Source organism: Marinoscillum sp. 108 (assembly GCF_902506655.1).
Taxonomy (GTDB): Bacteria; Bacteroidota; Bacteroidia; order Cytophagales; family Cyclobacteriaceae; genus Marinoscillum; species Marinoscillum luteum.
Window position 1 is genome coordinate 3,178,944 of sequence record NZ_LR734808.1, and the last position, 23,947, is coordinate 3,202,890.

General features: G+C 45.7%; 25 protein-coding genes. 17 read left to right on the forward strand and 8 right to left on the reverse strand.

The window, feature by feature from the left end; translation table 11 throughout:
- Positions 1-5: 5 nt before the first annotated feature.
- The 6 genes from infB to GV030_RS12850 all read left to right on the forward strand — a co-directional run bounded on the left by infB (position 6) and on the right by GV030_RS12850 (position 7,908).
- Positions 6-2,867, forward strand: a complete 2,862-nt coding sequence (gene infB, locus GV030_RS12825; RefSeq protein ID WP_159582710.1) for a translation initiation factor IF-2 — start codon at positions 6-8, stop codon at positions 2,865-2,867.
- 332 nt (positions 2,868-3,199) lie between these two features.
- Positions 3,200-3,643 (forward strand): hypothetical protein, encoded by a 444-nt coding sequence (locus GV030_RS12830; protein WP_159582711.1) that lies wholly within the window; start codon positions 3,200-3,202, stop codon positions 3,641-3,643.
- Between the two features lie 403 nt (positions 3,644-4,046).
- Entirely contained in the window at positions 4,047-4,286 is a 240-nt protein-coding gene (locus GV030_RS12835) for a hypothetical protein (RefSeq protein WP_221413338.1), read from the forward strand.
- A 6-nt stretch (positions 4,287-4,292) separates the two neighbouring features.
- Positions 4,293-6,143, forward strand: coding sequence for a biotin/lipoyl-containing protein (locus tag GV030_RS12840; RefSeq protein WP_159582712.1), 1,851 nt, complete (start codon positions 4,293-4,295; stop codon positions 6,141-6,143).
- A gap of 2 nt (positions 6,144-6,145) precedes the next feature.
- Positions 6,146-7,336 carry a sodium ion-translocating decarboxylase subunit beta gene (locus GV030_RS12845; RefSeq protein ID WP_221413339.1) on the forward strand — a complete coding sequence of 397 codons (1,191 nt, stop codon included), beginning with the start codon at positions 6,146-6,148 and terminating at the stop codon, positions 7,334-7,336.
- A gap of 110 nt (positions 7,337-7,446) precedes the next feature.
- Positions 7,447-7,908, forward strand: a complete 462-nt coding sequence (locus tag GV030_RS12850) for a heme-binding domain-containing protein (RefSeq protein WP_159582713.1) — start codon at positions 7,447-7,449, stop codon at positions 7,906-7,908.
- Here GV030_RS12850 and GV030_RS12855 read toward each other — a convergent pair.
- From GV030_RS12855 to GV030_RS12890, 8 genes are all read right to left on the reverse strand, one after another.
- Positions 7,898-8,644: a TerC family protein gene (locus GV030_RS12855; RefSeq protein WP_159582714.1), complete on the reverse strand. Its 747-nt coding sequence runs from the start codon at positions 8,642-8,644 to the stop codon at positions 7,898-7,900. The genes GV030_RS12850 and GV030_RS12855 overlap by 11 nt on opposite strands.
- 63 nt (positions 8,645-8,707) lie before the next feature.
- Positions 8,708-9,427: a hypothetical protein gene (locus GV030_RS12860; protein ID WP_159582715.1), complete on the reverse strand. Its 720-nt coding sequence runs from the start codon at positions 9,425-9,427 to the stop codon at positions 8,708-8,710.
- On the reverse strand, positions 9,424-9,960 hold the full coding sequence (locus GV030_RS12865; RefSeq protein WP_159582716.1) for an RNA polymerase sigma factor: 537 nt from the start codon (positions 9,958-9,960) through the stop codon (positions 9,424-9,426). The genes GV030_RS12860 and GV030_RS12865 overlap by 4 nt, the downstream gene beginning before the upstream one ends.
- 9 nt (positions 9,961-9,969) lie before the next feature.
- Complete coding sequence (locus GV030_RS12870) at positions 9,970-10,479, reverse strand: hypothetical protein (RefSeq protein ID WP_159582717.1); 510 nt, start codon at positions 10,477-10,479, stop codon at positions 9,970-9,972.
- 123 nt (positions 10,480-10,602) lie between these two features.
- Positions 10,603-11,856 carry a methionine adenosyltransferase gene (gene metK, locus GV030_RS12875; protein ID WP_159582718.1) on the reverse strand — a complete coding sequence of 418 codons (1,254 nt, stop codon included), beginning with the start codon at positions 11,854-11,856 and terminating at the stop codon, positions 10,603-10,605.
- Between the two features lie 58 nt (positions 11,857-11,914).
- Positions 11,915-12,628 carry an SAM-dependent methyltransferase gene (locus GV030_RS12880; protein ID WP_159582719.1) on the reverse strand — a complete coding sequence of 238 codons (714 nt, stop codon included), beginning with the start codon at positions 12,626-12,628 and terminating at the stop codon, positions 11,915-11,917.
- Positions 12,629-12,636: 8 nt separating this feature from the next.
- Positions 12,637-13,401, reverse strand: coding sequence for an alpha/beta fold hydrolase (locus GV030_RS12885; RefSeq protein ID WP_159582720.1), 765 nt, complete (start codon positions 13,399-13,401; stop codon positions 12,637-12,639).
- Between the two features lie 14 nt (positions 13,402-13,415).
- Entirely contained in the window at positions 13,416-14,129 is a 714-nt protein-coding gene (locus tag GV030_RS12890) for a pyridoxine 5'-phosphate synthase (protein ID WP_159582721.1), read from the reverse strand.
- 47 nt (positions 14,130-14,176) lie between these two features.
- Here GV030_RS12890 and GV030_RS12895 point away from each other — a divergent pair, with 47 nt between their 5' ends.
- From GV030_RS12895 to GV030_RS12945, 11 genes are all read left to right on the forward strand, one after another.
- The gene (locus GV030_RS12895) at positions 14,177-14,626 is read left to right on the forward strand and encodes a GatB/YqeY domain-containing protein (RefSeq protein ID WP_159582722.1); all 450 of its coding nucleotides are present in this window, start codon (positions 14,177-14,179) and stop codon (positions 14,624-14,626) included.
- Positions 14,627-14,629: 3 nt separating this feature from the next.
- The gene (locus tag GV030_RS12900; protein ID WP_159582723.1) at positions 14,630-15,175 is read left to right on the forward strand and encodes a CvpA family protein; all 546 of its coding nucleotides are present in this window, start codon (positions 14,630-14,632) and stop codon (positions 15,173-15,175) included.
- A gap of 23 nt (positions 15,176-15,198) precedes the next feature.
- Positions 15,199-15,957, forward strand: a complete 759-nt coding sequence (locus GV030_RS12905; RefSeq protein WP_159582724.1) for an alpha/beta fold hydrolase — start codon at positions 15,199-15,201, stop codon at positions 15,955-15,957.
- A 23-nt stretch (positions 15,958-15,980) separates the two neighbouring features.
- On the forward strand, positions 15,981-16,619 hold the full coding sequence (locus GV030_RS12910; protein WP_159582725.1) for a cbs domain containing protein: 639 nt from the start codon (positions 15,981-15,983) through the stop codon (positions 16,617-16,619).
- Positions 16,620-16,624: 5 nt separating this feature from the next.
- Positions 16,625-17,500, forward strand: coding sequence for an NAD kinase (locus GV030_RS12915; RefSeq protein ID WP_159582726.1), 876 nt, complete (start codon positions 16,625-16,627; stop codon positions 17,498-17,500).
- A 69-nt stretch (positions 17,501-17,569) separates the two neighbouring features.
- Positions 17,570-18,655 (forward strand): DUF6089 family protein, encoded by a 1,086-nt coding sequence (locus GV030_RS12920; RefSeq protein ID WP_159582727.1) that lies wholly within the window; start codon positions 17,570-17,572, stop codon positions 18,653-18,655.
- 3 nt (positions 18,656-18,658) lie between these two features.
- Positions 18,659-19,366 (forward strand): DUF6089 family protein, encoded by a 708-nt coding sequence (locus GV030_RS12925; protein WP_159582728.1) that lies wholly within the window; start codon positions 18,659-18,661, stop codon positions 19,364-19,366.
- A gap of 82 nt (positions 19,367-19,448) precedes the next feature.
- Entirely contained in the window at positions 19,449-20,189 is a 741-nt protein-coding gene (locus tag GV030_RS12930; protein WP_159582729.1) for an isoprenyl transferase, read from the forward strand.
- The gene (locus tag GV030_RS12935; RefSeq protein ID WP_159582730.1) at positions 20,189-22,831 is read left to right on the forward strand and encodes an outer membrane protein assembly factor; all 2,643 of its coding nucleotides are present in this window, start codon (positions 20,189-20,191) and stop codon (positions 22,829-22,831) included. The genes GV030_RS12930 and GV030_RS12935 overlap by 1 nt, the downstream gene beginning before the upstream one ends.
- A 4-nt stretch (positions 22,832-22,835) precedes the next feature.
- Positions 22,836-23,372, forward strand: a complete 537-nt coding sequence (locus tag GV030_RS12940; protein ID WP_159582731.1) for an OmpH family outer membrane protein — start codon at positions 22,836-22,838, stop codon at positions 23,370-23,372.
- Positions 23,373-23,389: 17 nt separating this feature from the next.
- A complete protein-coding gene (locus tag GV030_RS12945; RefSeq protein WP_159582732.1) occupies positions 23,390-23,932 on the forward strand; it encodes an OmpH family outer membrane protein in 543 nt (180 codons plus the stop codon).
- Positions 23,933-23,947 lie beyond the last annotated feature (15 nt).

Here is a 23,947-nt window from a genome sequence, read left to right on the forward strand (position 1 = left end):
ATTATATGGCAGAAGAGAAAACTTATCGATTAAGTCAGGTTGCTAGAAAACTGAATGTCGGCAGAGGCACCATTCTGGATTATCTATCCGGAAAGGGCTTTGAGGTGGATAGCAGTCCCAATTCGAAAATTACCCAGGAGCAATATTCTTTGCTTTCCAAGGAATTTGCGTCTTCTGCCATGGAAAAAGAGGAAGCCTCTGGTTTAACCATAGGAAACAAGCATGTTGACAATATGGTCATCAAAGATTCGCAGGATTCCGACAAGAGCGAAGGAGATGACGAGGAAGAGATTCTCATCAAGGACAACAATGCGAAAGAGGCTCCTAAAGAAAAGGAAAAACCGGCAGAGCCAGTAGAAGATGATTCTGACAAGGTGATCCTTCGTCAGAAACTGGAAGGACCAAAGGTGGTGGGTAAGATCGATCTGGAACCTAAGAAAAAGGCCAAGGTGGAAGAAACCCCCGAGCCACCTAAGGAGGTAGAGAAGAAGAAAGAGGAGGAGGCGCCTAAAGTGCCGGAACCAGTAGCTGAGAAGCCCGCTCCACCGGTGGAAGAAAAACCTGCCCCGGTAGAGGAAAAGCCAAAAGCTGAAGAGAAAAAGCCGGAGCCACCAGTTGAAGTGGAGAAGGCGAAGGAAGAGGTGAAAGAGGCTCCTAAGCCTGCTGCACCCAAAGTAGAGGAGAAGAAGCCCGAAAAACCTGAAGAAAAGACCATCGCTGCTAAGGCAGATTCACTGAAGGGCTTGACGGTTTTGGGTAAAATCGAACTGCCGGCTGATAAGAAAAAACCGAAACCGGTGGCCAGCTCTGATGAGCGAAAAGATCGCAAGAAGAGACCTAGGAAAAGAATTAACAGCCCTGCACCTAACAGACAGGGTAGAGATAATGCGGCTTTACCTCCGAGAGGAGCACCTGGTAGCAGAGGTCAGAAACGTGATTTGAGAAAGACTGAAGAGCTTTCTGACAAGGAAATCCAGGATAAAATCAAAGCCACGCTGGCGAAGCTTTCAGGCGGTAAGTCAGGAAGCGGTACCGGAAGGTCCAAATACAGAAAGGATAAGCGAAGCGCCAAAGCTGAGGCTGAGGAAGAAAGGCTACAGGCGGAGCAGGAAGATGCAAAAACACTAAGAGTGACCGAATTTATTTCGGCCAGTGATTTGGCATCATTGATGGATGTTTCCGTGAATGAAGTGATTTCTATGTGTATGTCACTTGGAATGTTCGTGTCGATCAATCAGCGATTGGACGCAGAGTCGATCACGGTGATAGCCGATGAGTTTGGCTACGACATAGAGTTTACCTCTGAGGATGATGATACTGAAATAGAGGAGGCCGAAGACAGTCCTGAGGATCTTACGGATCGCGCACCTATTGTTACCATCATGGGACACGTGGATCATGGTAAAACATCTCTACTTGACTATATCAGAGACTCTAAAGTCACCGAAGGTGAAGCTGGAGGGATCACACAGCACATTGGTGCTTACGATGTGATGACCGAGACAGGGAAACGCATAGCATTCCTTGATACACCGGGTCACGAGGCGTTTACAGCCATGAGAGCCAGGGGTGCGAAAATCACGGATATTGCCATCATTGTGGTGGCTGCGGACGACGCGGTGATGCCACAAACCAAAGAGGCGATCAACCACGCTCAAGTGGCTGGTGTACCGATCGTGATTGCCATCAACAAAGTAGATAAGCCCAATGCCAATCCTGATAAAATCAAGGAGGAGCTTTCCGGGATCAATATATTGGTAGAAGACTGGGGTGGTAAATACCAGTGCCAGCACGTTTCTGCCAAGACAGGCGAAGGCATCGATGAGTTGCTGGAGAAAGTATTGCTGGAGGCAGAGCTCTTGGAACTGAAAGCCAATGCGGATAAGCCTGCAGTTGGTTCAGTGATAGAGGCTACCTTGGATAAAGGCCGTGGTTATGTGACTACCCTTATGGTGCAATCAGGTACTATGAAAGTGGGAGATGTGGTACTGGCCGGATCAAATTTCGGTAAAGTAAAAGCCATGTTTGATCATAGAGGCAAGAAATTGACCAATGTAGGACCATCCACTCCTGTGTTGATGCTGGGACTGGACGGAGCACCACAGGCTGGAGACAAGTTCAACGTGATGGAATCTGACCGGGAGGCTCGTGAGATTGCCACCAAGCGAGAGCAGATCCAGCGTGAGCAGTCTATCCGTACCAAGAAGCACATTACCCTGGATGAGATCGGTAGACGATTGGCCATTGGTAGCTTCAAGGAGCTTAACGTGATTGTGAAAGGTGACGTGGATGGATCTATCGAAGCACTTTCCGATTCATTATTGAAACTCTCTACTGAGGAAGTTCAGGTGAACATCATCCACAAAGCTGTGGGTCAGATTTCTGAATCTGATGTGTTGCTGGCTTCTGCATCGGATGCGGTCATCATCGGTTTCCAGGTAAGACCATCTTCCAGTGCACGTAAAGTGGCTGAGAACGAGGAAATCGAAATCAGGCTATACTCCATCATCTATGACGCCATCAATGACGTGAAGGATGCGATGGAAGGTATGCTTGAGCCGACCACAGAGGAAGTGATCACGGGTAACATTGAAGTGCGTGAGGTGTACAAGATCACCAAAGTGGGAACGGTAGCCGGATGTTATGTGACGGAAGGTACTGTGAAGCGATCTAATAAAGTGAGACTGGTACGTGATGGTATCGTGGTTCACACAGGTGAAATCAACCAGCTGAAGCGATTCAAGGATGATGTAGCCGAAGTGAAGCAGAGCTACGAATGTGGGGTTTCTATTAAGAACTTCCACGACATCAAGGTGGGAGATATCATAGAAGGATTCACAGAGAAAGAAGTGAAGCGTACGCTATAAAAGCTTACGACCAAATATATTCATACAAACGGGCTCCAAATTTTTGGGGCCCGTTTTTTTTTATGATTGATCTTGGGAGAGCTGGGTAAAAAAAGAGCCCCACCGAAGCGAGGCTCAAGGATCTTCCTCTGCCCTTGTTCGAGTAGTTTCCAACAAGCGAGACTCAGGTTAGCGGGATCCGATGACCCCTCAGATTTGGGGCAGGCATCTCCCAGAAACTGGAATTTTTGACTCATCATGCAGGCTAGCTTCATCATTTTTGTTGGTCACAAGATCAACAAAGGCGGGATGTGGAAAAAATTGAAATCATTAATATTCAACCACTTGATTAAATGGGAAAGATTTTTTTGAATACTGAGGGTGAAATTAATCCTCTTCATGTTGGTGTGCCACATGAATATAGCAGAGAAAGTACAGTAATCTTTGAATGTCCAATTTGCAAACAAACTGGTCAGTTTCCCCTTGTTACTGGTGGTTTAATGGAGGTAGGAACTATCGATTTGAAATTTCCAAATACTTCCGAATACACTTTGTTTGAGCTTAGAAAATTTGCGAATAAATTTGGTTTACTTGAGCAAACTTATCCTAAGACAGGAATACATTCCTTTCAATATGAAACAGCTTATGGACGAAAGGAAGCCTTTATTAAGTTATATAGATGCAAAACTTGTAATTCAGAGTTGGCCTTTTGTTTCACAACTTACGGTGATTTTTCAAGGTTCCCAGGTCAAAACATAATACTCATTGGTGTAGAAATTTTCCAGACTATCAAATGATTCCTCTTACCCTTGTTGGAGTTGCCTCCAACAAGCAAGTATCGTGATCCGATGACCCCTCAGATTTGGGGCAGGCATCTCTCAAGAAACTGGAATTTTCGAGTCATTCTGCAGCCTATCTTCATCATTTTTGTTGGTCACAAGACCAACCGACGCGCTTAAAAATTATTTTCATAAGCATAAGTGCGGGATTTCATAGGCACGAAATTTTTTTTCATGCGCATGAAAGGGGAAAACCGTAGGCACGTTTTCGCTCTTCCTACCTTGGATGTGTTAATCCCTGATCAATGTCACCTACCCTTATGAGGCAGGTTATTTTAAGAGTAGGGCAGGCAATAGAACTTTGATTCATGGTAAGTCCAGTAAGTATTCACTAAGTTTGGTTACGATACAATTTAGACTGATGATGAATTCGGATCTCTCTACAGCATTTTCTCTTCTGGGCATCGGCATGATCACCGTTTTTGTGGTTTTGCTTCTGGTGGTCATCACCGGCAACCTGCTGATTCGGGTGGTGAACAGGCTGGCTCCCGCGCCGGCAGATGACTCACTGGAAAAAGCTCAGGTGGCGGCCATTACTGCGGCGGTCAATATTTTCACAGAAGGCAAGGGACAGGTGACCCGTATAGAAAAGTTAAATTAATAGATCATGGCAAAGGAAATTGGACTCGGTCTTGTCTACAGAGACATGTGGCAATCGTCCGGTAAGTATGTTCCCAGGGTAGATCAGCTGGTCAGGGTGGCAGAGCCCATCGTGGAGATCGGCTGTTTTCGTCGGGTGGAAACCAATGGGGGCGGATTTGAGCAGATCAACCTCCTGTATGGCGAAAACCCGAACAAGTCAGTTAGGGACTGGACGCAACCTTTCAATGATGCAGGAATACAGACGCACATGCTGGAGCGTGGACTCAATGGGCTACGCATGTATCCTGTCCCCAGAGATGTGCGCAGGCTAATGTTTAAACTGAAAAAACTACAGGGTACGGATATCTCCCGGTCATTTGATGGGCTCAATGATACCCGAAACCTTAAGCTCTCCATCGACTATGCCAAGGAGGGTGGAATGATTGCCCAGACGGCCCTGTGCATCACGCATTCCAAGCTTCATACCGTCGATTATTACATCAAAATGGCGGAGGAGCTAATGGAAATGGGTGCCGAAGAAATTTGTATCAAAGACATGGCCGGAATAGGCCGTCCAGCTTCCATGGGTAAGTTGGTTGCTGGCATCAAAGCACTTAATAAGGACATCCCCGTGACCTATCACGGGCACTCCGGGCCCGGATTCTCGGTGGCGTCTTCTCTGGAGGCGGCCAGAGCCGGTGCAGACTTTATAGACGTTGGGATGGAACCCCTTTCATTTGGTACGGGCCATGCCGATCTGCTGACGGTACATGAGGTGCTCCGAGATGCGGGCTTTAGCCTCCCGGATATTAACATGAAGGCCTACATGCAGGCACGATCACTTACTCAGGAGTTTATCGACGATTTTTTGGGGTATTACATCAACCCTAAAAATCGCCACATGAACGCTCTGCTCATCGGCCCGGGCTTGCCCGGAGGAATGATGGGTAGTCTCATGTCAGATCTGGAAAACAACCTCAAAGGGCTCAATAAGTGGAAGGAAAAAAACAATCAGGCGCCTCTATCTCAGGATGATTTGCTCATTAAGCTGTTTGAAGAGGTGGAGGAAATCTGGCCCAAGATGGGTTATCCTCCGCTGGTGACTCCCTATAGCCAATATGTGAAAAATGCGGCACTGGTCAATGTGATGCAGATGGAGAAAGGAAAGGACCGCTGGTCGCTCCTGGACGACAATACCTGGGATATGCTCCTGGGAAAATCAGGAAGAGTACCCGGAGAGCTGGCGCCCGAGCTGAAGAAGCTGGCCAAGGCCCAGGAGCGGTCTTTTTTCGAAGGAGACCCGCAGGACCTGCAGCCCGATGCGTTGGAGGATTTCCGTAAGAAAATGAAGGAACAAGGCTGGGATACCGGGCAGGACGATGAAGAATTGTTTGAGTATGCCATGCACCCACAGCAGTACGAGGCTTACAAGTCCGGTAAAGCCAAAAGCGACTTTGAGACAGACCTGGCCAGGCGCAAGACCGATAGCGCGACCAGCACAGGAGCTTCAGCGGTAGCCAAACCCACGGCGCTGGACGTGGAGGTGGATGGCCAAAAGTTCAGAGTGTCCATCAGCTACAGTGCAGCGGATGGTGCCCCGGAGAAAGCAACCGCCTCAGCAGGTTCGCCTGCTTCTAATGGGGCGTCTCATGAAATTATTGCGCCGCTGGAGGGCAAGATCTTCATGACGAAAAGTGCCGGAGAAAAGCCCCTGAAAGTGGGGGACCCGGTGAAAAAGGGAGATGTAGTCTGCTATATTGAGGCCATGAAGGTAACCAACGCCGTGAAGTCAGATACCGACGGAGTGGTACAGGAAATCCTGGTACATGAAGGTGACGAGGTATATGATGATGATGTGTTGATTAAACTGAACTAGGATTGGAACTTTTAGAGAAACTTTACCAGATGACCGCCATCCAGAATATGGTGGACGAGCCTCAGATTTTACTCATGATTTTCATCGCCTTGTTTTTGCTTTATCTGGGCATCAAGAAGCAATACGAGCCTTTGCTACTGGTCCCAATTGCCTTTGGTATGCTGATCGCCAATTTCCCGGGAGGTCAGATGGGGGTGGAGAAAATTGATGAAAACCTGACCCTGTATCAGATCGCCAGGGATCATGGCATAATGAACTTTGTTTATTATTCGCTCATAAAGACCGGGTTTTTGCCTCCGATCATTTTCCTTGGGGTGGGAGCACTCACGGATTTTGGGCCCATGCTGCGCAATCTGCGATTGGCCTTTTTTGGTGCTGCTGCCCAAATCGGGATTTTCACTGTTTTGATTTCGGCCGTAGCATTCGGCTTTACACTGAAGGAAGCAGCTGCCCTGGGTATCATTGGTGGAGCAGATGGCCCCACAGCGATTTATACCACCATCAAACTGGCCCCGCATTTGCTCGGCCCCATAGCGATCGCTGCTTATTCCTACATGGCGCTCGTGCCGGTAATCATTCCATTGGTGGTTCGGCTTACGACCAATAAGAAGGAACTTCTCATCAACATGAAACAGCAGGATAAGCTGTATCCATCCAGGCGCCCGATCAAGGACCTTCAGACCCTGAAAATACTTTTTCCCATAGGCGTAGGCACCATCGTGGCCCTGCTTGTACCCTCATCCGTACCGTTGATTGGTTTGTTGATGTTTGGCAACCTGGTGAAGGAGATAGGAGTCTCCACAGGCAGGCTACATAAGGCTGCCTCTGATACCATTCTGAACGCTGCAACCATCTTTTTGGGACTGGCCGTTGGAGCTACTATGACAGCTAAGGCTTTTCTAAATATGGAAACCATCATGATCATCGTTGGGGGCTTTATTGCGTTTGCCATCTCCATCGCTGGAGGGATCTATGCCGTGAAGGTCTATAACCTCTTTGCCAAAAAGAAAATCAATCCGTTGATAGGAGCGACCGGCCTCAGTGCCGTGCCCATGGCCTCACGTGTGGCCAACGAAATCGCCCTGAAACACGACCCCAACAACCATCTTTTGCAATATGCGATGGCTAGCAACATCTCAGGGGTGATTGGTTCGGCCGTGGCTGCCGGTGTGCTGATTTCATTTTTAGGATAATCAGCTGGTATTCGGGCCATGAATGGAATGATCTAATCATTTTGAGGGCTGTGAAGAGTTTCTTCACGAGATTGAATGAAAAATAGACTGTAAGGTGTAATTTTAATTATATGAAAAAATGGATCAAACGTATCGCTTACTTTCTGCTTCTTGGATTAATCATCATTCAGTTCTTTCCTGGGGAGAAGCCAGCAGTGAGCACTGATAATCCCGGCGACATTCACAACGAAGTGCTGGTGAACCCCGAAGTAAGTGGTATCCTGAAAGCTGCATGTTACGATTGCCACTCCAACGAAACCAAATATCCCTGGTACGCCAGTGTGGCTCCTGTATCTTGGCTGGTCATTCACGATACTAACGAGGGCAGAGATGAACTGAACTTTTCGGAATGGGCTACTTACTCTGCCAAGCGGAAGCACCACAAACTGGAAGAGGTGATAGAAATGGTGGAAGAGGGCGAAATGCCACTTGCCGTTTATAACATCACTCATCCCGAGGGAAGACTTACTGAAGCTCAAATAGAAGTATTGATCAGTTGGGCCAAAGCGCGAATGGAAGAAATTACTCTTTAGGAGCGCTTATTCGCTTTCTCAGTTTTACAGGGTTTCTTTTCTTACGCATCTTCATGTTGAGCATTTCCACTACCAGAGAGAAGAATACTGCAAAGTAGATATAGCCTTTGGGTACGTGGTAATGGAGCGCCTCAATCATCAGCATAAAACCTATGAGGATCAGAAATGATAACGCCAATATCTCCAATGTGGGATGCTGGCCTATGAAATCACTGATTTTCTTAGAAAAGATCATCATAATGACGATGGAGATAACCACAGCAATGATCATGAGAAGGATTTCCTCTGTGAGCCCAATGGCAGTGAGGATGGAGTCAAACGAAAAGATGATGTCCAGCAGAATGATTTGAACGATGGTGCCCAGAAAGGACCGCACGGCTCGTTGGTTTTCATGGTCTTCTTCGCCTTCCATTTTATGATGGATTTCCAGGGTGCTTTTGAAGAGTAAAAAGAGTCCCCCGACGAGTAAAATGAGGTCTCTTCCGGAGATCTCAGTATTGAATACAGAGAATAGGGGCTCTGTAAAGGTAATGATCCAGGTGATTCCCAAAAGCAGCCCGATGCGAAACAACAGGGCCAGGGCCAATCCAAGTGTTCGTGCCTTCCCTTGCTTTTCCCTGGGGAGCTTATTGGTGACGATCGAGATAAAAATGATGTTGTCAATGCCCAGCACCACTTCTAAAAAGGTAAGGGTGAGGAGAGCGATCCATGCTTCTGGCTGAAGAAATATTTCCATGAAGGAAATTTAATGAATCAGGAAAAACTGAGAGATCATTCTGTGAAAAATTCAGTCAGCCGGTTATTTAACTTCGCCTGAATCCAATACCACCTGATATTCCAGGCCAAGAGGGATGGCAAACCAGGTAGCGATAGGCACGCCATCGGCAGTGGCAGGATCCCATTCGGGCATTCCAGTCACCAGACCAATGATTTTTTCTTCCAATAGAGTATGTTCCAGGGCATTCACGCTTATTTTAACAGGCCGGCCAGTTTGATCAATCATAAAATTAACGGTTGTTTTGGTGCTGGTCACGGGATACTCACCAGACTTCAGGAGGTCATGAATGCCTGTGTTGAAGTAAGCATATAGACTGTCCATTCCCACTGCAGGGTATGCCCGTGTGTACTCAGTAGGTGTGAAAGTCTCTTTGTCTTCCTTCCTTTCCAGCTCATTTTCAGGCTTCTCGTTGGCTGCTGGAATCGCCAGCTCGGTCTTAGAAATTCGTTGGGAATTAGCGGGGATTTCCACCATGCTTATGGGAGACAAGAAAGGGCCGATCTCCGACGAAAGAGGTGCTGTATGAATGTTCGGAGTTGGGGACTCTGTTTCAGGCAGATTAAAGAGGATTATGGTGAGTACTCCTATTCCCATAATGGATGCGGTGGATGCTTGGCGCCAGATCTTCACAGTAAACTTTCGCTGCTGCGCCCGACGAACCAGTCGGTCGAAATCTTTGGAGGAATCGGAAATAAATACCGGTTCTTCAGGGTTCCATATGATTTTCCTGTCATTGCTCATGCCTTCTCCATTAGTTCTGTTCTTAGTTTTTCCAGCAGCCTGTACGTCCTCTTTTTAGCGTTTTCATGGCTCATGCCGAGTACCTGCCCTACTTCTTCAAATTTCAGACCCTGATAAAACCTGAGTTCCAGCAGGGTGAGGTCTTTTTCCTTTTGTTGGAGGAGTATTTTTTCCAGCCGCTCAAGCACTTCATGATCTCCAGGCAGTTCAAAAAGATGAAGAGGTTCTACTAAGGTCTTCCTGTCAAATAGGTAATTTTCTTTTTGAGTTTTCCTAAAATGCATTCTGATTTCGTTCAGTGCTATTTTATAGAGCCAAGGAGAGATGGAATGCCCTGAGGGCCGGAAAAGGTTAATTTTGGTCAGTGCTTTGAAGAAGACATCTGAGGTGATTTCTTCAGCCAGGGTGGTATTCCCTATTTTCTTTGCCACGTACCCAAGGATTTGGCCATAGTATTTTTGGTAAAGGGGCCGGAAAGCTCCTGGCTCCTTTTTGCTGGCTTCTATCAACGCTAATTCTTCTTCCCTGGTCATGTCAGGAGCTTATTGATCCCTGTTGAGAAAGTAAATATCGGAGAAAAAATAGCTGGAGTCCTCGTTGTAAAACTCATTGGTGAGGGAGAGATGATCAGAATCAGACCAATTGATTTGAAAAATACCATAGATCAAAGTGTTGGGCCCTAAGTCGATGGCGAAGGTGACCGAATCCAGCGTTTCGTAGGAATACTTACCATAGAGGTTGTCTGGTGCATTTTCATTGTAGAAAAAGACGGAGTCTGAGGTACACTCCATTCGGGATATCCAAAATGCATTGATGGAGGTATAGCTCTCCACGCTGCATTGATTCTCGGGCAGCTGACAGAATGTGTGTTGCTCTGAGGTGGTAGTCCAATCACCCTGAATAGAGTAATCGGCAGTTTCAGGGTCCTCGGTGCCATTTTCGGAAGTAGTATCCACTTCCTGTTCGGCGGGTGTTTGGTTGGGGACAGGGGTGTCACTCTCGGTGCACGCATAAAGCAGAAATAGGGAGGCAATGAATAAAACGGTTCTCATAGGGTTCGGTTTTTGAATTGTTTAACCTTACAATGCCACCATTGTAGAAAAGGGACATTCTGAAACAAAAAAAAGGCGACCATTGGTCACCTTTGAATTATTTAAAGCGCTTTAGTAAAGTCTTTATAGAGCAAATGCTGCCTTCACCTTATCTATATAGTCTAGTTTTTCCCAGGTAAAAGTTTCAAAAGTCATGGACTTGGTTTCGCCCTCACCATTGGTGAAACTTCGTGTCACCGTCTCAGACTTTCTTCCCATATGTCCATATGCCGCAGCATCCAGATACATGGGGGTTCTAAGTTTCAGTCGGGTCTCTATTCCATATGGCGTCATATCAAAGATCTCTTCTACTTTTCTGGCAATCTCTCCGTCCGTAAGACTCACATTGGAGGTGCCGTAGGTATCAATGAAAATACCCATAGGCTCCACAACGCCTATGGCATATGAAACCTGCACCAATACTTCTTTACATACTCCCGCCGCTACCAGGTTTTTGGCGATGTGTCGGGTAGCATAGGCAGCAGATCTGTCTACTTTAGAGGGGTCTTTGCCTGAGAAGGCTCCTCCTCCATGTGCGCCCTTTCCACCATAAGTATCCACGATGATTTTACGGCCTGTGAGGCCTGCATCACCGTGAGGACCGCCGATTACGAATTTCCCGGTAGGATTGATGTGGTATTTGATGTCATCAGTAAATAGTTTCTGCAATTCCGGGCTGAGCTGGGCTTTCACCCTCGGGATAAGAATGCTGATAATGTCTTTTTTGATTTTCTCCAGCATTTTGGACTCTTCATCAAAATCGTCGTGCTGTGTAGAAACCACTATAGCCACTATTTTCACTGGCTGATTGTCGTCAGAATATTCGATAGTCACCTGCGACTTTGCATCCGGACGCAGGTAGGTGATTTCGTCGTTGGCTCTTCTCAGTGCCGCAAGCTCCCTCAGAATGCGATGAGAAATGTCCAGAGCCAAAGGCATATAATTCTCTGTCTCATCAGTGGCATAGCCAAACATCATGCCCTGATCGCCTGCACCTTGTAGCTTGGGGTCCTGTCTGTCTACCCCCTGATTGATGTCCGGAGACTGCTCATGGATGGAAGATAGAATACCACATGAGTTGGCTTCAAACATGTATTCAGACTTGGTATAGCCTATTTTCCTGATGACATCCCGCGCAAGCTGCTGTACATCCAGATAGGTTTTGGATTTTACCTCCCCGGCCAGCACTACCTGTCCGGTAGTTACCAGCGTTTCGCAGGCTACTTTGGATTGCGGGTCAAAAGCCAAAAAATGATCGACTAGCGCATCAGAAATCTGATCAGCAATTTTGTCCGGGTGCCCTTCAGACACGGACTCAGAGGTAAATAGGTATGACATAAATCTATTTTCTTAAAAGGGAGCAAATTTAGGATTTTCAGCGAATTATCAGAAGGTTTTAGGAGAAATGACCAATGCTGAACACAGACGGTATTTTGTGCAAATCTTTTTTCTGTTTTCTCCAGGCCGCAATGGTTTGTGTTTTGATAAATTCATGCTGTCCAAATATATCTGCAGCAATGTTCAAATTGACATGGTGAGAAAGGGTGTCTACGAGATCGGATATCAGGCTCATGTTACGAAAGGGTGTCTCCATAAATACCTGTGTGTACCCGGTGGAGGTCAGCTGCTGTTCCAGATTTTTAATGGCTTTCAGCCGCTCAGCCTTTTGAATCGGCAAATAGCCATGAAAAGTGAACTGCTGACCGCTGAATCCTGAGCTGGTCACCGCTGTTTGAATGGATGAGGCGCCCGGAAGTGGAATGACCCGCAGGCCATTTCGATGAGCAAAAGTCACCGCTAGTTGACCTGGATCGGCCAGCCCGGGAAGCCCGGCTTCAGAGATCACGCCAACGTCTTTTCCTGCTATGACAGGAGCCATATATTGGCTGATTTCGGCAGGGGTTGATTTCTTATCCAGTACCTCAAATTCTAAAGTGCTGATGTCCAAACCAAGTTTCAGACTGCTGATAAACCTGCGGGCTGTCCGCACATTCTCTACCAGGAAGTAGTCGGTGTTTTTGATCACGTCCAGCACCAATGGAGCCAAAAATGAAGCCTCATGGTGATCTGAGAGGTATGTGGGGATAAGAAAAACGGAGCCTTTTTGCATGAATATTTTTATTGTTGAAGAAATGCTAATACCAGTGTTTTCAGTTCCTCTGGCTTTTCGGCGTGTACCCAATGTCCGGCACCCTCGACCATCCGTATACGTGCCTGAGGAAAATGATTCTGGATCGTCTGATGATCTTTTTGCTGAATGTAGTCACTCTTGGATCCTCCGATAAAGAGGGTTTTTTTATCGAAGGTTTGTCCCTCAGTAAGGCCGCTGCCTAACGTTTCTATGTTTTGTTCTATGGCCTGCAGGTTGATTTTCCAGGCAAATTGATTCTCCTCGTTTCTGGTGAGGTTTTTCAGGATGAACTGCCTTACCCCGAACTCTTTTACTTTCTTGGCCATCTGCTGATCGGCTTCCTTGCGACTTTCAATGCGTTGGAGATCGATAGAATGAAAGCCTTCGAATATTTGCTGGTGATGCGGGGGGTAATAGATTGGTGCAATGTCCACTACAATCAATTTTTCAATCCGCTCGGGAAAGGTCACAGCAAAATTCATAGCTGTTTTCCCACCCATAGAATGCCCTAAAATATCGATGGTATTGAGCCCTTCGTTGTCCATGAGTTTCTGCAGGTCAGATACCATTGCCTCGTAACTCATCTCGCTGCTGTGCGGAGAGTTTCCATGGTTTCTTTGGTCGATCAGGTAGACGGTGTAGTATTCGGCAAACTCCTTCCCTAGTGTTTGCCAGTTGTCAGAGGAGCCAAATACTCCATGTAAAATAAAGAGCGGGGATCCGGATCCCAGCTTTCTGTAGTTTAATTTCATAGTCTATTCTTAACTCATTGTATCTGTCGGAGATACATCTGAATGGTGTTTTCTAATCCATAGTATAAAGCATCACAGACGAGCGCATGCCCAATAGAGACTTCATCCAGGAAGGGAATGTTTGTTTTTAAGAATTTGAGATTGTTCAAATCCAGATCATGCCCGGCATTCAAACCCAGGCCAAGTTTCTGAGCTGTCTGAGCTGCCATTACATAATCGGCGATGGCCCCGGCTTTATCTTCGGCAAATCCCGAAGCATAAGGTTCGGTATAAAGTTCTATTCTATCGGCACCTATTGCCTTGGCACCTTCCACCATTTTAATGTCCGGATCCACAAAGACAGATGTACGCACTCCCCACCCTTTGATGGTGCTGATCATATCAGTAAGCTGCTTTTGATGCTGAATGGTATCCCACCCGGCATTGGAAGTAAGTACATCGGGACCGTCCGGCACCAGCGTGGCCTGAGCCGGGCGCACTTTTTCGATAATTTCCATATACCTGGCATCCGGGTATCCTTCTATGTTAAATTCCGTTTTCACAACCTTGGCCAGCTGCATGACGTCATCGTATCGGATGTGTCGCTCGTCTGGTCGCGGGTGCACGGTGATGCCCTGAGCGCCAAAACGCTCACAGTCAAGAGCTACCTGTATTACGTCAGGATTATTACCCCCCCGAGCGTTGCGAAGGGTTGCAATTTTGTTGATGTTTACGCTAAGTTTGGTCATAGTTGTTACACTGAATCCGTAGCAAATTTGTTTATAAAAAATAGATTATGAGTTTAAAAACGAAAATAGAAGCCGAAATAAAGCAGGCCATGTTGAATAAGGACAAGGCAAGACTAACCCCTCTCCGTGCTATCAAGGCGCTTATTCTTTTGGCCGAATCGGAAAAAGGAGGCGGTGACGAAATGTCTGAGGAGGTGGAGCTGAAACTGCTGACCAAGGCTGCTAAACAACGAAAGGACTCATTGGCCATTTATCGTGAGCAAAACAGAGAGGACCTTGCGGCTAAAGAAGAGAGTGAACTGGCAGTAATAGAAGAGTTTTTGCCTAAGCAAATGACCGAAGAAGAATTGGAGCAAGCGCTTAAAGAGATCATCACCCAGGTGGGAGCTTCCGGTCCTCAGGACATGGGCAAGGTGATGGGAGTGGCTACTAAAAAGTTTGCCGGAGTGGCTGATGGAAAGACAGTGTCAATGTTGACAAAGAAGTTATTGAGTTAAACAGTGAATTATCTAGACATTTTTTTTCTGGTGGTGTTCATTATCGGTGGCATTAAAGGCTACATGAAGGGCTTTATTATTGAGATATTCTCTTTTGTTGCCTTTTTTGTCGGTTTGTTTGTGGCGATTGAACTTACCATACCTGTGGCCAATCGTTTTTTTGATTCAAGTGATTATTATCAATTGCTGACTGTGGGCGTTTTTGTGGCTTTATTTTTGGTAGCCGTGCTGTTGATCAATCTGGCTGCTAAAGTCATAAAGAAGGCTGTGGATCTTACTTTTATGGGATTCCTCGACAACCTATTGGGAGCACTGGCCGGAATCTTCAAATGGGCTTTTATTGTGAGTGTTTTCTTTTGGGTATTTGATTCCATAGGGGTGCACCTCCCATCCGGACAGTCAGACGGATCGCTTATTTTTCCGTATATAGAGAGCATTGGCCCGAAAACCTTTGAGTGGATTTCGAAAGTGCTTCCTTTTATGGAGGACATGATTGATTCATTGAAAAATATTGGTGAGAAAGGGAAGGCAGTTTATACCTTTTTGTAAATTCTTTTGTTTATTTATACAAGATGCATATTAAAGAACAAGACGGTTTTAGGTTTATAGATGAAGGAGAAGGAGAAGTCTTGCTGCTGCTGCATGGGCTTTTCGGGGCTCTGAGCAATTGGGATGGGGTGGTTCAGCGATTCTCTTCCAATTACAGGGTGATGATTCCCCTGCTTCCTATATATACCATGCCAGTCAGAGAGGCTGGGCTGGATACCCTCAATAAGTTTGTGGAGGATTTCGTGGAGAAACAAAACTTGAGCGGTCTCAATATCATTGGAAACTCACTCGGGGGCCACATTGGTTTGATTTTTACTCTGAAGAACCAGGAGAAAGTCAATTCACTGATCCTTACCGGGAGTTCGGGTTTGTTTGAAAACTCTATGGGAGGATCTTATCCGAAAAGAGGATCTTACGAATACATTCAGGAGCGGGTGGCGTATACTTTTTACGACCCAAAGACCGCTACTAAAGAGTTGGTGGATGAGGTGTTTGAAACGACCAAAAGCATTCCCAAAGCCTTGCGGATTGTGGCTATTGCCAAATCGGCTCAGCGTCACAACATGGCGGATGATATTCCGAACATAAAAGTGCCCACTTTGTTGATATGGGGACTGAATGACACCATTACACCGCCTTATGTTGGCCATGAGTTTGATCGATTGATTCCGAATACTACTTTGAGGTTCATCGATAAGTGCTGTCACGCACCGATGATGGAGCGTCCAGAGGAGTTTAATGAGATTTTAGAAACATTTTTGATGAAAGAAGTGGCCGTATGATTGCCAAAGACCTGATAAACTATATGATTCCACCACTGAAGCCTCAGGATGAGATATCCAAGGCCAAGCAGTGGATGGATGAGTTGCGCTTATCAGAGTTGCCAGTGGTGGAAGGTGGTCTTTTTCTCGGATTGATTGATGAGGAGCTGCTGCTCAATGATGAATTGAGGTATCCGGCAGTGGGAGATTATCCTCTGGTAGGCCAGCAGTGTATGGTTCATGCTGGAAATCACTATTATGACGTACTCAAAACTTCAGGGTTGGAGGGCTTCAGGATAGTGGCGGTGATTGACGAACTCAATCAATACCTGGGAGTGGTGTCTATAGAAGATGTGGTGGAGGCCTTCGCTCAAAACTCCTCAGTGAATACCCCCGGTGCCATTCTCGGCTTACGTCTGAAGTTGCATGATTACTCCCTTGCGGAGATTAGCCGAATCATAGAATCTAACGAAGCGAAGATTCTGAGCAGTTACCTCAGCCCGCACTCCATAGAACCAGGAGAGCTCAACCTCACCCTCAAAATCAATAAAGAAGAAATTACCCATATTGTGGCTTCATTGGAGCAGCATGGCTTTTTCGTGGAGAATTCCTACAATATGCGAGACTCCAGCTACGAGGAGAAAGAGCGCATTGATATTTTGATGAAGTACCTAAAAATATAGATGGCATGAGGAAAATTGCCATCCACGGACGCAGGATATCCCCGGATTCTGCCAGTTACGTTCGCGATATAGTAAAGATCATCGAGTCAAATGGGCGAAAAATATTCGTTAGCCCGGAAATGTCTGCTATATCTGAGTCTAAGGAAATTTTCAAGAACTACCCTCATTATGTTCCTGGCAAGGATATGGAAACGTTCGAGGCTGTTTTCAGTTTGGGTGGTGACGGAACTTTGCTCGATACACTCACCCATGTTGGATCTTCCCAACTTCCCATACTGGGTATTAACTTGGGGAGACTCGGATTTCTGGCGGTTATTTCACGAGAAAATATTCGCGATGCACTCACCGCTTATTTCGCTGGTCAGTTTACTTATGAGGATCGCTCCCTTTTGGCTTTAGAAACCAACGTGCCATTGTTCAACGGAAAGAATTACGCGCTGAATGAATTTGCGATCTTAAGAAAGGATACTTCATCCATGATTGTGGTTAAATGCTATTTGGATGGAGAATTTCTCAATACCTATTGGGCCGATGGGCTGATGATTGCCACACCAACGGGCTCTACGGGATACTCTCTTAGCTGTGGTGGCCCGGTCATCATGCCCAACACCAGCAATTTCATCATTACACCCGTCAGCCCTCACAACTTGAATGTAAGACCTCTGATTATTTCCGAAGACAGTGAGCTGATCTTTCGGGTAGAGTCCAGCAACCAGTCCTATCAGGTTTCCCTCGATTCCCGGTCTGAGTCCATCGATGATCAAATAGAATTCAGGATCAAAAAGGCACCTTTTACCTCTCGGTTAATTAAAGTTGAGGGGAGTTCTTTTCTAGATACTTTAAGAAATAAGTTAACCTGGGGCTTGGATAAGAGAAATTAACTTAATATTTCTAGATGTAATCCACTTGGAATATTATCTTTAAATTTGGGTTCTCTTACTAAAAGACTAATGAAAGGCAAAATTTTACTATCTCTCGGCTTAGTTCTCCTGTTTCTGTTTTCGACAATAGACGCGGAGGCGCAAAGGAGAAACAAATACCGCAAGAGAAAAAACAAGAATAAATCCATCTCCAGGTACCATGGGGGCTCAGTTGGGGGGAAATTCCGACCCTACAGCTTCCTTTCTGGTAATGTCAATGCACTGAATTATTACGGAGATCTTGCTCCTGTCAATAAGGCAGCCAGTACTGATATCTCCTTTACTCAGCCTGGTTTCGGAGTGAACGTAGGGTATAAGTTTTCACCTTATGCCGCTGTAAGAGCAGGTTTTAACTATGGAAGACTCAAAGGAGACGATATCTCTTCAGATCCGGCCGAGACGCAGGCCTATCCCAGATATTTGAGAAACCTAAGCTTCCGAAATGACATTAAGGAGTTTCATATGGGCTTCGAAATTTTCCTTCTTCCAAACTATGGCGGCCCAAATATAAGACCACCATTCAATGTATACCTTTTCGTGGGCGGGGCAGTCTTTCATCATGAGCCTAAGGGGCTGGTTCCAGATATGGATTATACTACCGGAGGCACGGAAGTGGCCCCCAGTGCAGGTGAATGGGTGAAATTAAGGAAATTGGGTACTGAAGGACAATTTCTGGATGGAAGTGACGTTAAGAAGTACAGTCCGTTCCAGCTTTCAATTCCTTTGGCTATAGGGGCCACTTTCAGGCTACCTGGCCCATTTGATGTAGGATTGGAGTTAGGGTACAGGTATTTGTTTACAGATTATGTTGATGATGTGAGTACGAATTACGTTCCTTTTGATCAATTTGATGACCCACTTGCCAGAATCATGTCTGACAGAAGTGCGGAGCCCGTGGCAGCATGGAGCGGTATTGATAGGAGTGGTGTGAAGATTGCTAGCAGCACCATGTCTGATGGGGTTGAGTACTATTCATCGGTTGACTTAGGTGGCGGAAGGGATGATACTGGTGAGGGAATAAGAGGTAATTCAAAAGATAATGACATGATGTTTATGACTACCCTGAAACTTATCTGGATCGTTGGTAAGACTGGCTCATCAGCAAAATTCAGATAGCCCTTGGGTAAGTACAAACTCATTTTTCTTTTTTTACTACCTCTCACGCTTTCAGCTCAGTTTGTCGAGTTTGGAGGAGGTTTGGGGGTTAGCCATTATACGGGTGATTTGAATGGTGTGCCCAGGTTGGATCATACCAACCTTGCCGGATCAGGAATCTATCGCCTCAATTTTTCGGATATAGTAAGCTTCAAATTTGCCTTTACAGCCGGGAGTATCTCTGGGGATGACAGTAAGCCTGTTGATGCTTTGGGAGAGAATCGCCAATATCAATTTAAGCACAATTTTCTGGAGTTAAGTGGGGTGTTTGAGTACCATTTCATGAGCTACCGATCAGAAAAGTATAAAAACAAGTGGTCTCCTTATGCTTTTTTTGGATTGGGGTTTGTCAAGCTTAACAATACGGCCACAGCTTATGAGGACTATCTACGTATCCAACCCGTGCTCCCGATGGGTGGAGGAGTGAAGTTCCTTTTGAGTAAGAGATTTACGCTGGCAGGTGAACTCGGAGCTCGCAAGACCTTCTTCGACTACCTCGATGGAATATCAGATGGGGATCAGAGTATCAAAAACTATCAATATGGTAATCCCAATGATAAGGATTGGTATTTCTATACCGGGATCAGTCTGACTTATGTGCTTTACAAAATCCCTTGCCCTTTCCCCTACATCCCAAACAAATCTATCCTTAACCGCATACGGGCCTATTAAGCGTTAAAAAATGTTTAATCATTCATCGTTAGTAAAAAAAACCACAACTTTGTGGTCTTTCGCATTTTAGCCTAATCAGGGGATGAAGGAGCAAATTAATCAGGGCAATTTACCTCAGCATATTGCCGTTATCATGGATGGAAATGGGCGATGGGCAAAACAGCAGGGTGCGGCCAGAATTTTCGGTCACAAAAATGCCATCAAAGCGGTTCGGGAGGCTACTGAGGGTTGTGCAGAGCTGGGAGTGAGTTGCCTCACACTTTATGCCTTCAGTACAGAGAATTGGTCGCGTCCAAAGCAGGAAGTACAAGGACTTATGACCTTGCTCGTGGCTACCATCAATGATGAGGTTCCAACATTGATGAAGAATAATGTGAGCCTTCATTCGATTGGAGATATTTCTCAATTACCTGAAAAGGCACAGAAAAAGCTACAGGAGGCCATTGACAAGACCTCCAAAAATGATGGATTGAAACTCATTTTGGCACTTAATTATAGTGGGAAGTGGGACTTGACCCATGCCATGCAAGCATTGGCTTTGGAGGTAGAAAAAGGAGTATTGAAGGCGGAGGCGGTGGATCATAAACAGATAGAAAAACACCTTTCTACGTACGGCTTTCCGGATCCGGAATTGTTGATACGTACAAGTGGTGAAATGAGAATAAGCAATTTCTTACTTTGGCAAATGGCCTATACAGAATTATTTTTTACTCCCGTCCTCTGGCCGGATTTCAGAAAAGAACACCTTCATGAGGCCATAGTGTCTTATCAGAAAAGAGAAAGGCGTTTTGGAAAGATAAGTGAACAGGTCAACCTCGGATAATGCAAAAATATTTACTAATACTAGCAGTTTTAATATCGTATGGTGTAGATGGCCAGATTCGTTTTGGTCAGAAAAGCAGCCCTGCGAGTGATGGAGTGGCCATCAATTACTCCAGTCCGAGGGAATACGAAATAGCTGATATCCGGGTTCAGGGTGTTCAGTTTTTGGATAACAACGCCTTAATCTCCCTTTCCGGTCTTCGCGTGGGAGATAAAATCAAGATCCCCGGGGATGAAATATCTGCAGCGATCAAGAAACTGTGGAAGCAAGGGATCATCGGAAATGTGTCCATTGAAGCAGAAAAGATAGAGGGAGACAAAATCTGGTTGATCATTACGCTCAGTGAACGACCCAGGCTCACCAAATATGAATTTAAGGGAGCAAACAAAAGTCAGATTGCTGAACTCAAGGATAAGGTAGATTTGGTAAGGGGAAAGATCCTGACAGATGTGGTGATCAAAAATACTGAGCTGTCGGTGAAGCGGTATTTCGAAGGTAAGGGGTATCTGAATGCGGAGGTGAAAATCAAACAGCAAAAAGATACACTACTGGCCAACAGTGTCAATATTGTGATCATTGTGGAGAAAAACCAAAAGGTCAAGGTCAAGAATATAAATTTTTACGGGGACGATAATTTCACCGCTGCGAAGCTCCGAAGTAAGCTGAAAAACACGGGTGAAAAGCCAAGAATTGGACTTCCAGTAGATCTGATTGAAAAAACCCTGATGGTTTTGAAGCCCAAAAATCTCTTCTATTTTCTAACCCACAAAAAGGAAACGAGTACTCGCGAACTCAAGGAATATTTGGGAGAACAGGTAAATGTGAACGTGTTTAAGTCTGCCAAGTTTGTCCGAAGCGAATTTGAGGAGGATAAGAAAGGACTGATTACTTTCTATAACTCCAAAGGGTATCGTGATGCAGAAATTGTAACCGATTCGGTATACAGCATCGACCGAAAGTATTTGAATGTGGACATCAACATCAACCCGGGAAACAAGTACCGGTTTAGGGATATCATCTGGTCTGGCAATTACATCTACGATGACGCTTTCCTTGATAGGGTTTTGGGCATCGAAAAAGGTGACGTTTATGACCTGGAGTTGGTTAATAAAAAACTGAATTATAATCCGACAGGCGCTGACATAAGCTCCCTGTACATGGATGATGGCTATCTCTTTTTCAGAGTGAATCCTGTAGAAGTAAGTGTGAGTCAGGACTCCATTGATCTGGAAATGAGGCTGTATGAAGGACCGCAGGCCACCATCAATGAGGTCACCATCAGCGGAAATGATAAAACCAATGATCACGTGGTGCTACGGGAGATCAGGACCTTGCCGGGTGAGAAGTTTAGCCGATCTGAGCTGATCCGTACCCAAAGGGAATTGTCACAGCTTGGGTATTTCGATCCAGAGCAGGTAAATCCTGTGCCCAAGCCTAATCCTGCGGATGAAACCGTGGATATTGAATGGCAATTGGTGGAGAGACCCAATGACCAGGTGGAGCTATCAGGAGGATGGGGTGGAACCTTCGGTTTTGTAGGTACCCTTGGTTTATCTTTCAACAACTTCTCGGTGAAGAACATCCCGCACCTGGATAAGTGGCGTCCACTCCCTATGGGAGATGGACAGAAGCTGTCGGTAAGGATGCAGGCCAACGGAAGAAGATATCAAAGTTATTCCATGAGCTTTAATGAGCCTTGGCTTGGCGGGCGTAAGCCCAACAACTTTGGGGTGAACTTTAGCCACTCTGCTCAACGATCACTGAATTTGAGCAACGAGACCATTGGAAAACTCCAGGTGTCAGGTGCTACAGTATCCCTTGGTAGAAGGGTCACCTGGCCGGATGATTACTTCACTGTGAGCAATTCTTTCTCCTACCAGAAATATACATTGCAGGGTTCTTTGACTTCTTTTTACGGCTTTTCCGGAGATTCACACAGTTTGACCTTTAACAACACCCTGGCGAGAAACTCAGTCGATAATCCTATGTATCCAAGAACCGGATCGTCGCTTTCGCTCAGTGCTTCTTTTACGCCACCCTATTCGCTATGGAGCAAGCTGGACTATGAGAATGCTTCCTCGCAAGACCTTTATAACCTTTTGGAGTATCACAAATGGAACCTCGATTTCAAGTATTATTTAAAGTTGGCAGGGAATTTGGTTCTAGCTCCTCGTGCACACTTCGGTATGCTGGGTTCTTATACGGATAAAGTTGGGGTGGGACCTTTTGAAAGGTTCCAATTAGGTGGAGATGGTTTGACAGGTCAGAATTTCCTTTTGGGTACGGACGTGATCGGTTTGCGGGGCTATGAGAATAATGTAATAACGCCTACGGATGCTAACGGTACTAAAGGAGGAACGATGTTTACCAAGTTTGTCATGGAACTTCGATATCCGATATCACTTAACCCATCGGCTACCATCTATGTGCTTACGTTCTTTGAAGGCGGTAACAACTGGAATAATCTGGACAATTTCAATCCTTATAACCTGTACAGATCAGCCGGGCTTGGTGTAAGAATCTTCATGCCTGCGTTTGGGTTACTGGGTCTGGATTGGGGATATGGGTTGGATCCGGCACCGGGTTCTCTGGAGGTGAGTGGTCCACAATTCCACTTCTCTATCGGACAACAAATCAGATAAAACTATGAAGAAAAGCGCCCTGTTAGTGTTCTGCCTGTTTTTGTTCGCAATAAGTAATACTTTTGCTCAGAAATTTGGGTATGTGGATACCGAATATGTGCTGAGCAGAATGCCCGAGTACAAGGAGGCTCAGGCGGAGATCGAAAAGCTGGCCAGGGGTTGGGAGACGGAGATTCAGGGTATGTACAAAAAGGTGGAGGAGATGGAGGCTGCATTGCAGGCCGAGGAGGTACTATTGACGGCTGAGATGAGCGCCGAGCGCCGGCAGGAGATAGACCGGGAGTGGAAAGAGGTAAAGGAATATCAGAAGCAAATTTTTGGATTTGATGGCCTTTATTTTCTAAAAAAGAAGGAATTAGTAAAGCCTGTACAAGATCAGGTGTTTGAAGCAGTGGAACGTGTCGCAAAAAACAATAGATTGCAGATCGTTTTTGACAAGTCGGGTGACTTAGTCATGATTTATACTGACCCAATTCATGACTATACTGATTATGTATTGGAAGAATTGGGTCTGGGTGAAAACCAGGAAAGTAGTAATTAGGAAATAACAATTTTATTATGAAAGCAAAAATTTTAAGTGTAATTGTGGTGTTGATGGCATGTGCGGCACAGGTGTCGGCGCAGGAAAATCTCAAGATTGGCTACACCAATGCAGACTATGTTCTCAGCCTGTTGCCTGAGGCTAAGCAAATCGACGCTGAGCTGAAAGCATATGAGAAGCAATTGCAGAATCAGATACAAGCCAAATACAACAACCTGCAAACCAAGATGAGCGATTATCAGGCGAATGCAGCTACCTGGGACGACCTGATCCGCACGGATAAAGAAGAGGAAATCCAGAGCCTGCAGCAGAGCATTCAGAAGTTTTCTCAGGATGCCGAGACTTCCATGGGCAACAAACGTAACCAGTTGCTGAAGCCGGTTTATGAGAAAATTGGCAATGCCATAGAGCAAATAGCTATCGAGAATGGCTATACGCACATTTTTAGTGCTGGAGCTCCAGGATTTGACGTGCTGTTGTACGCCAGAGAGCAGGATGATGTATCGAATATCATTTTGAAGAAATTGGGAATCACCCCTCCTGCGGTGGAAGGAAAGTAATTCCTTTTAAGAAAT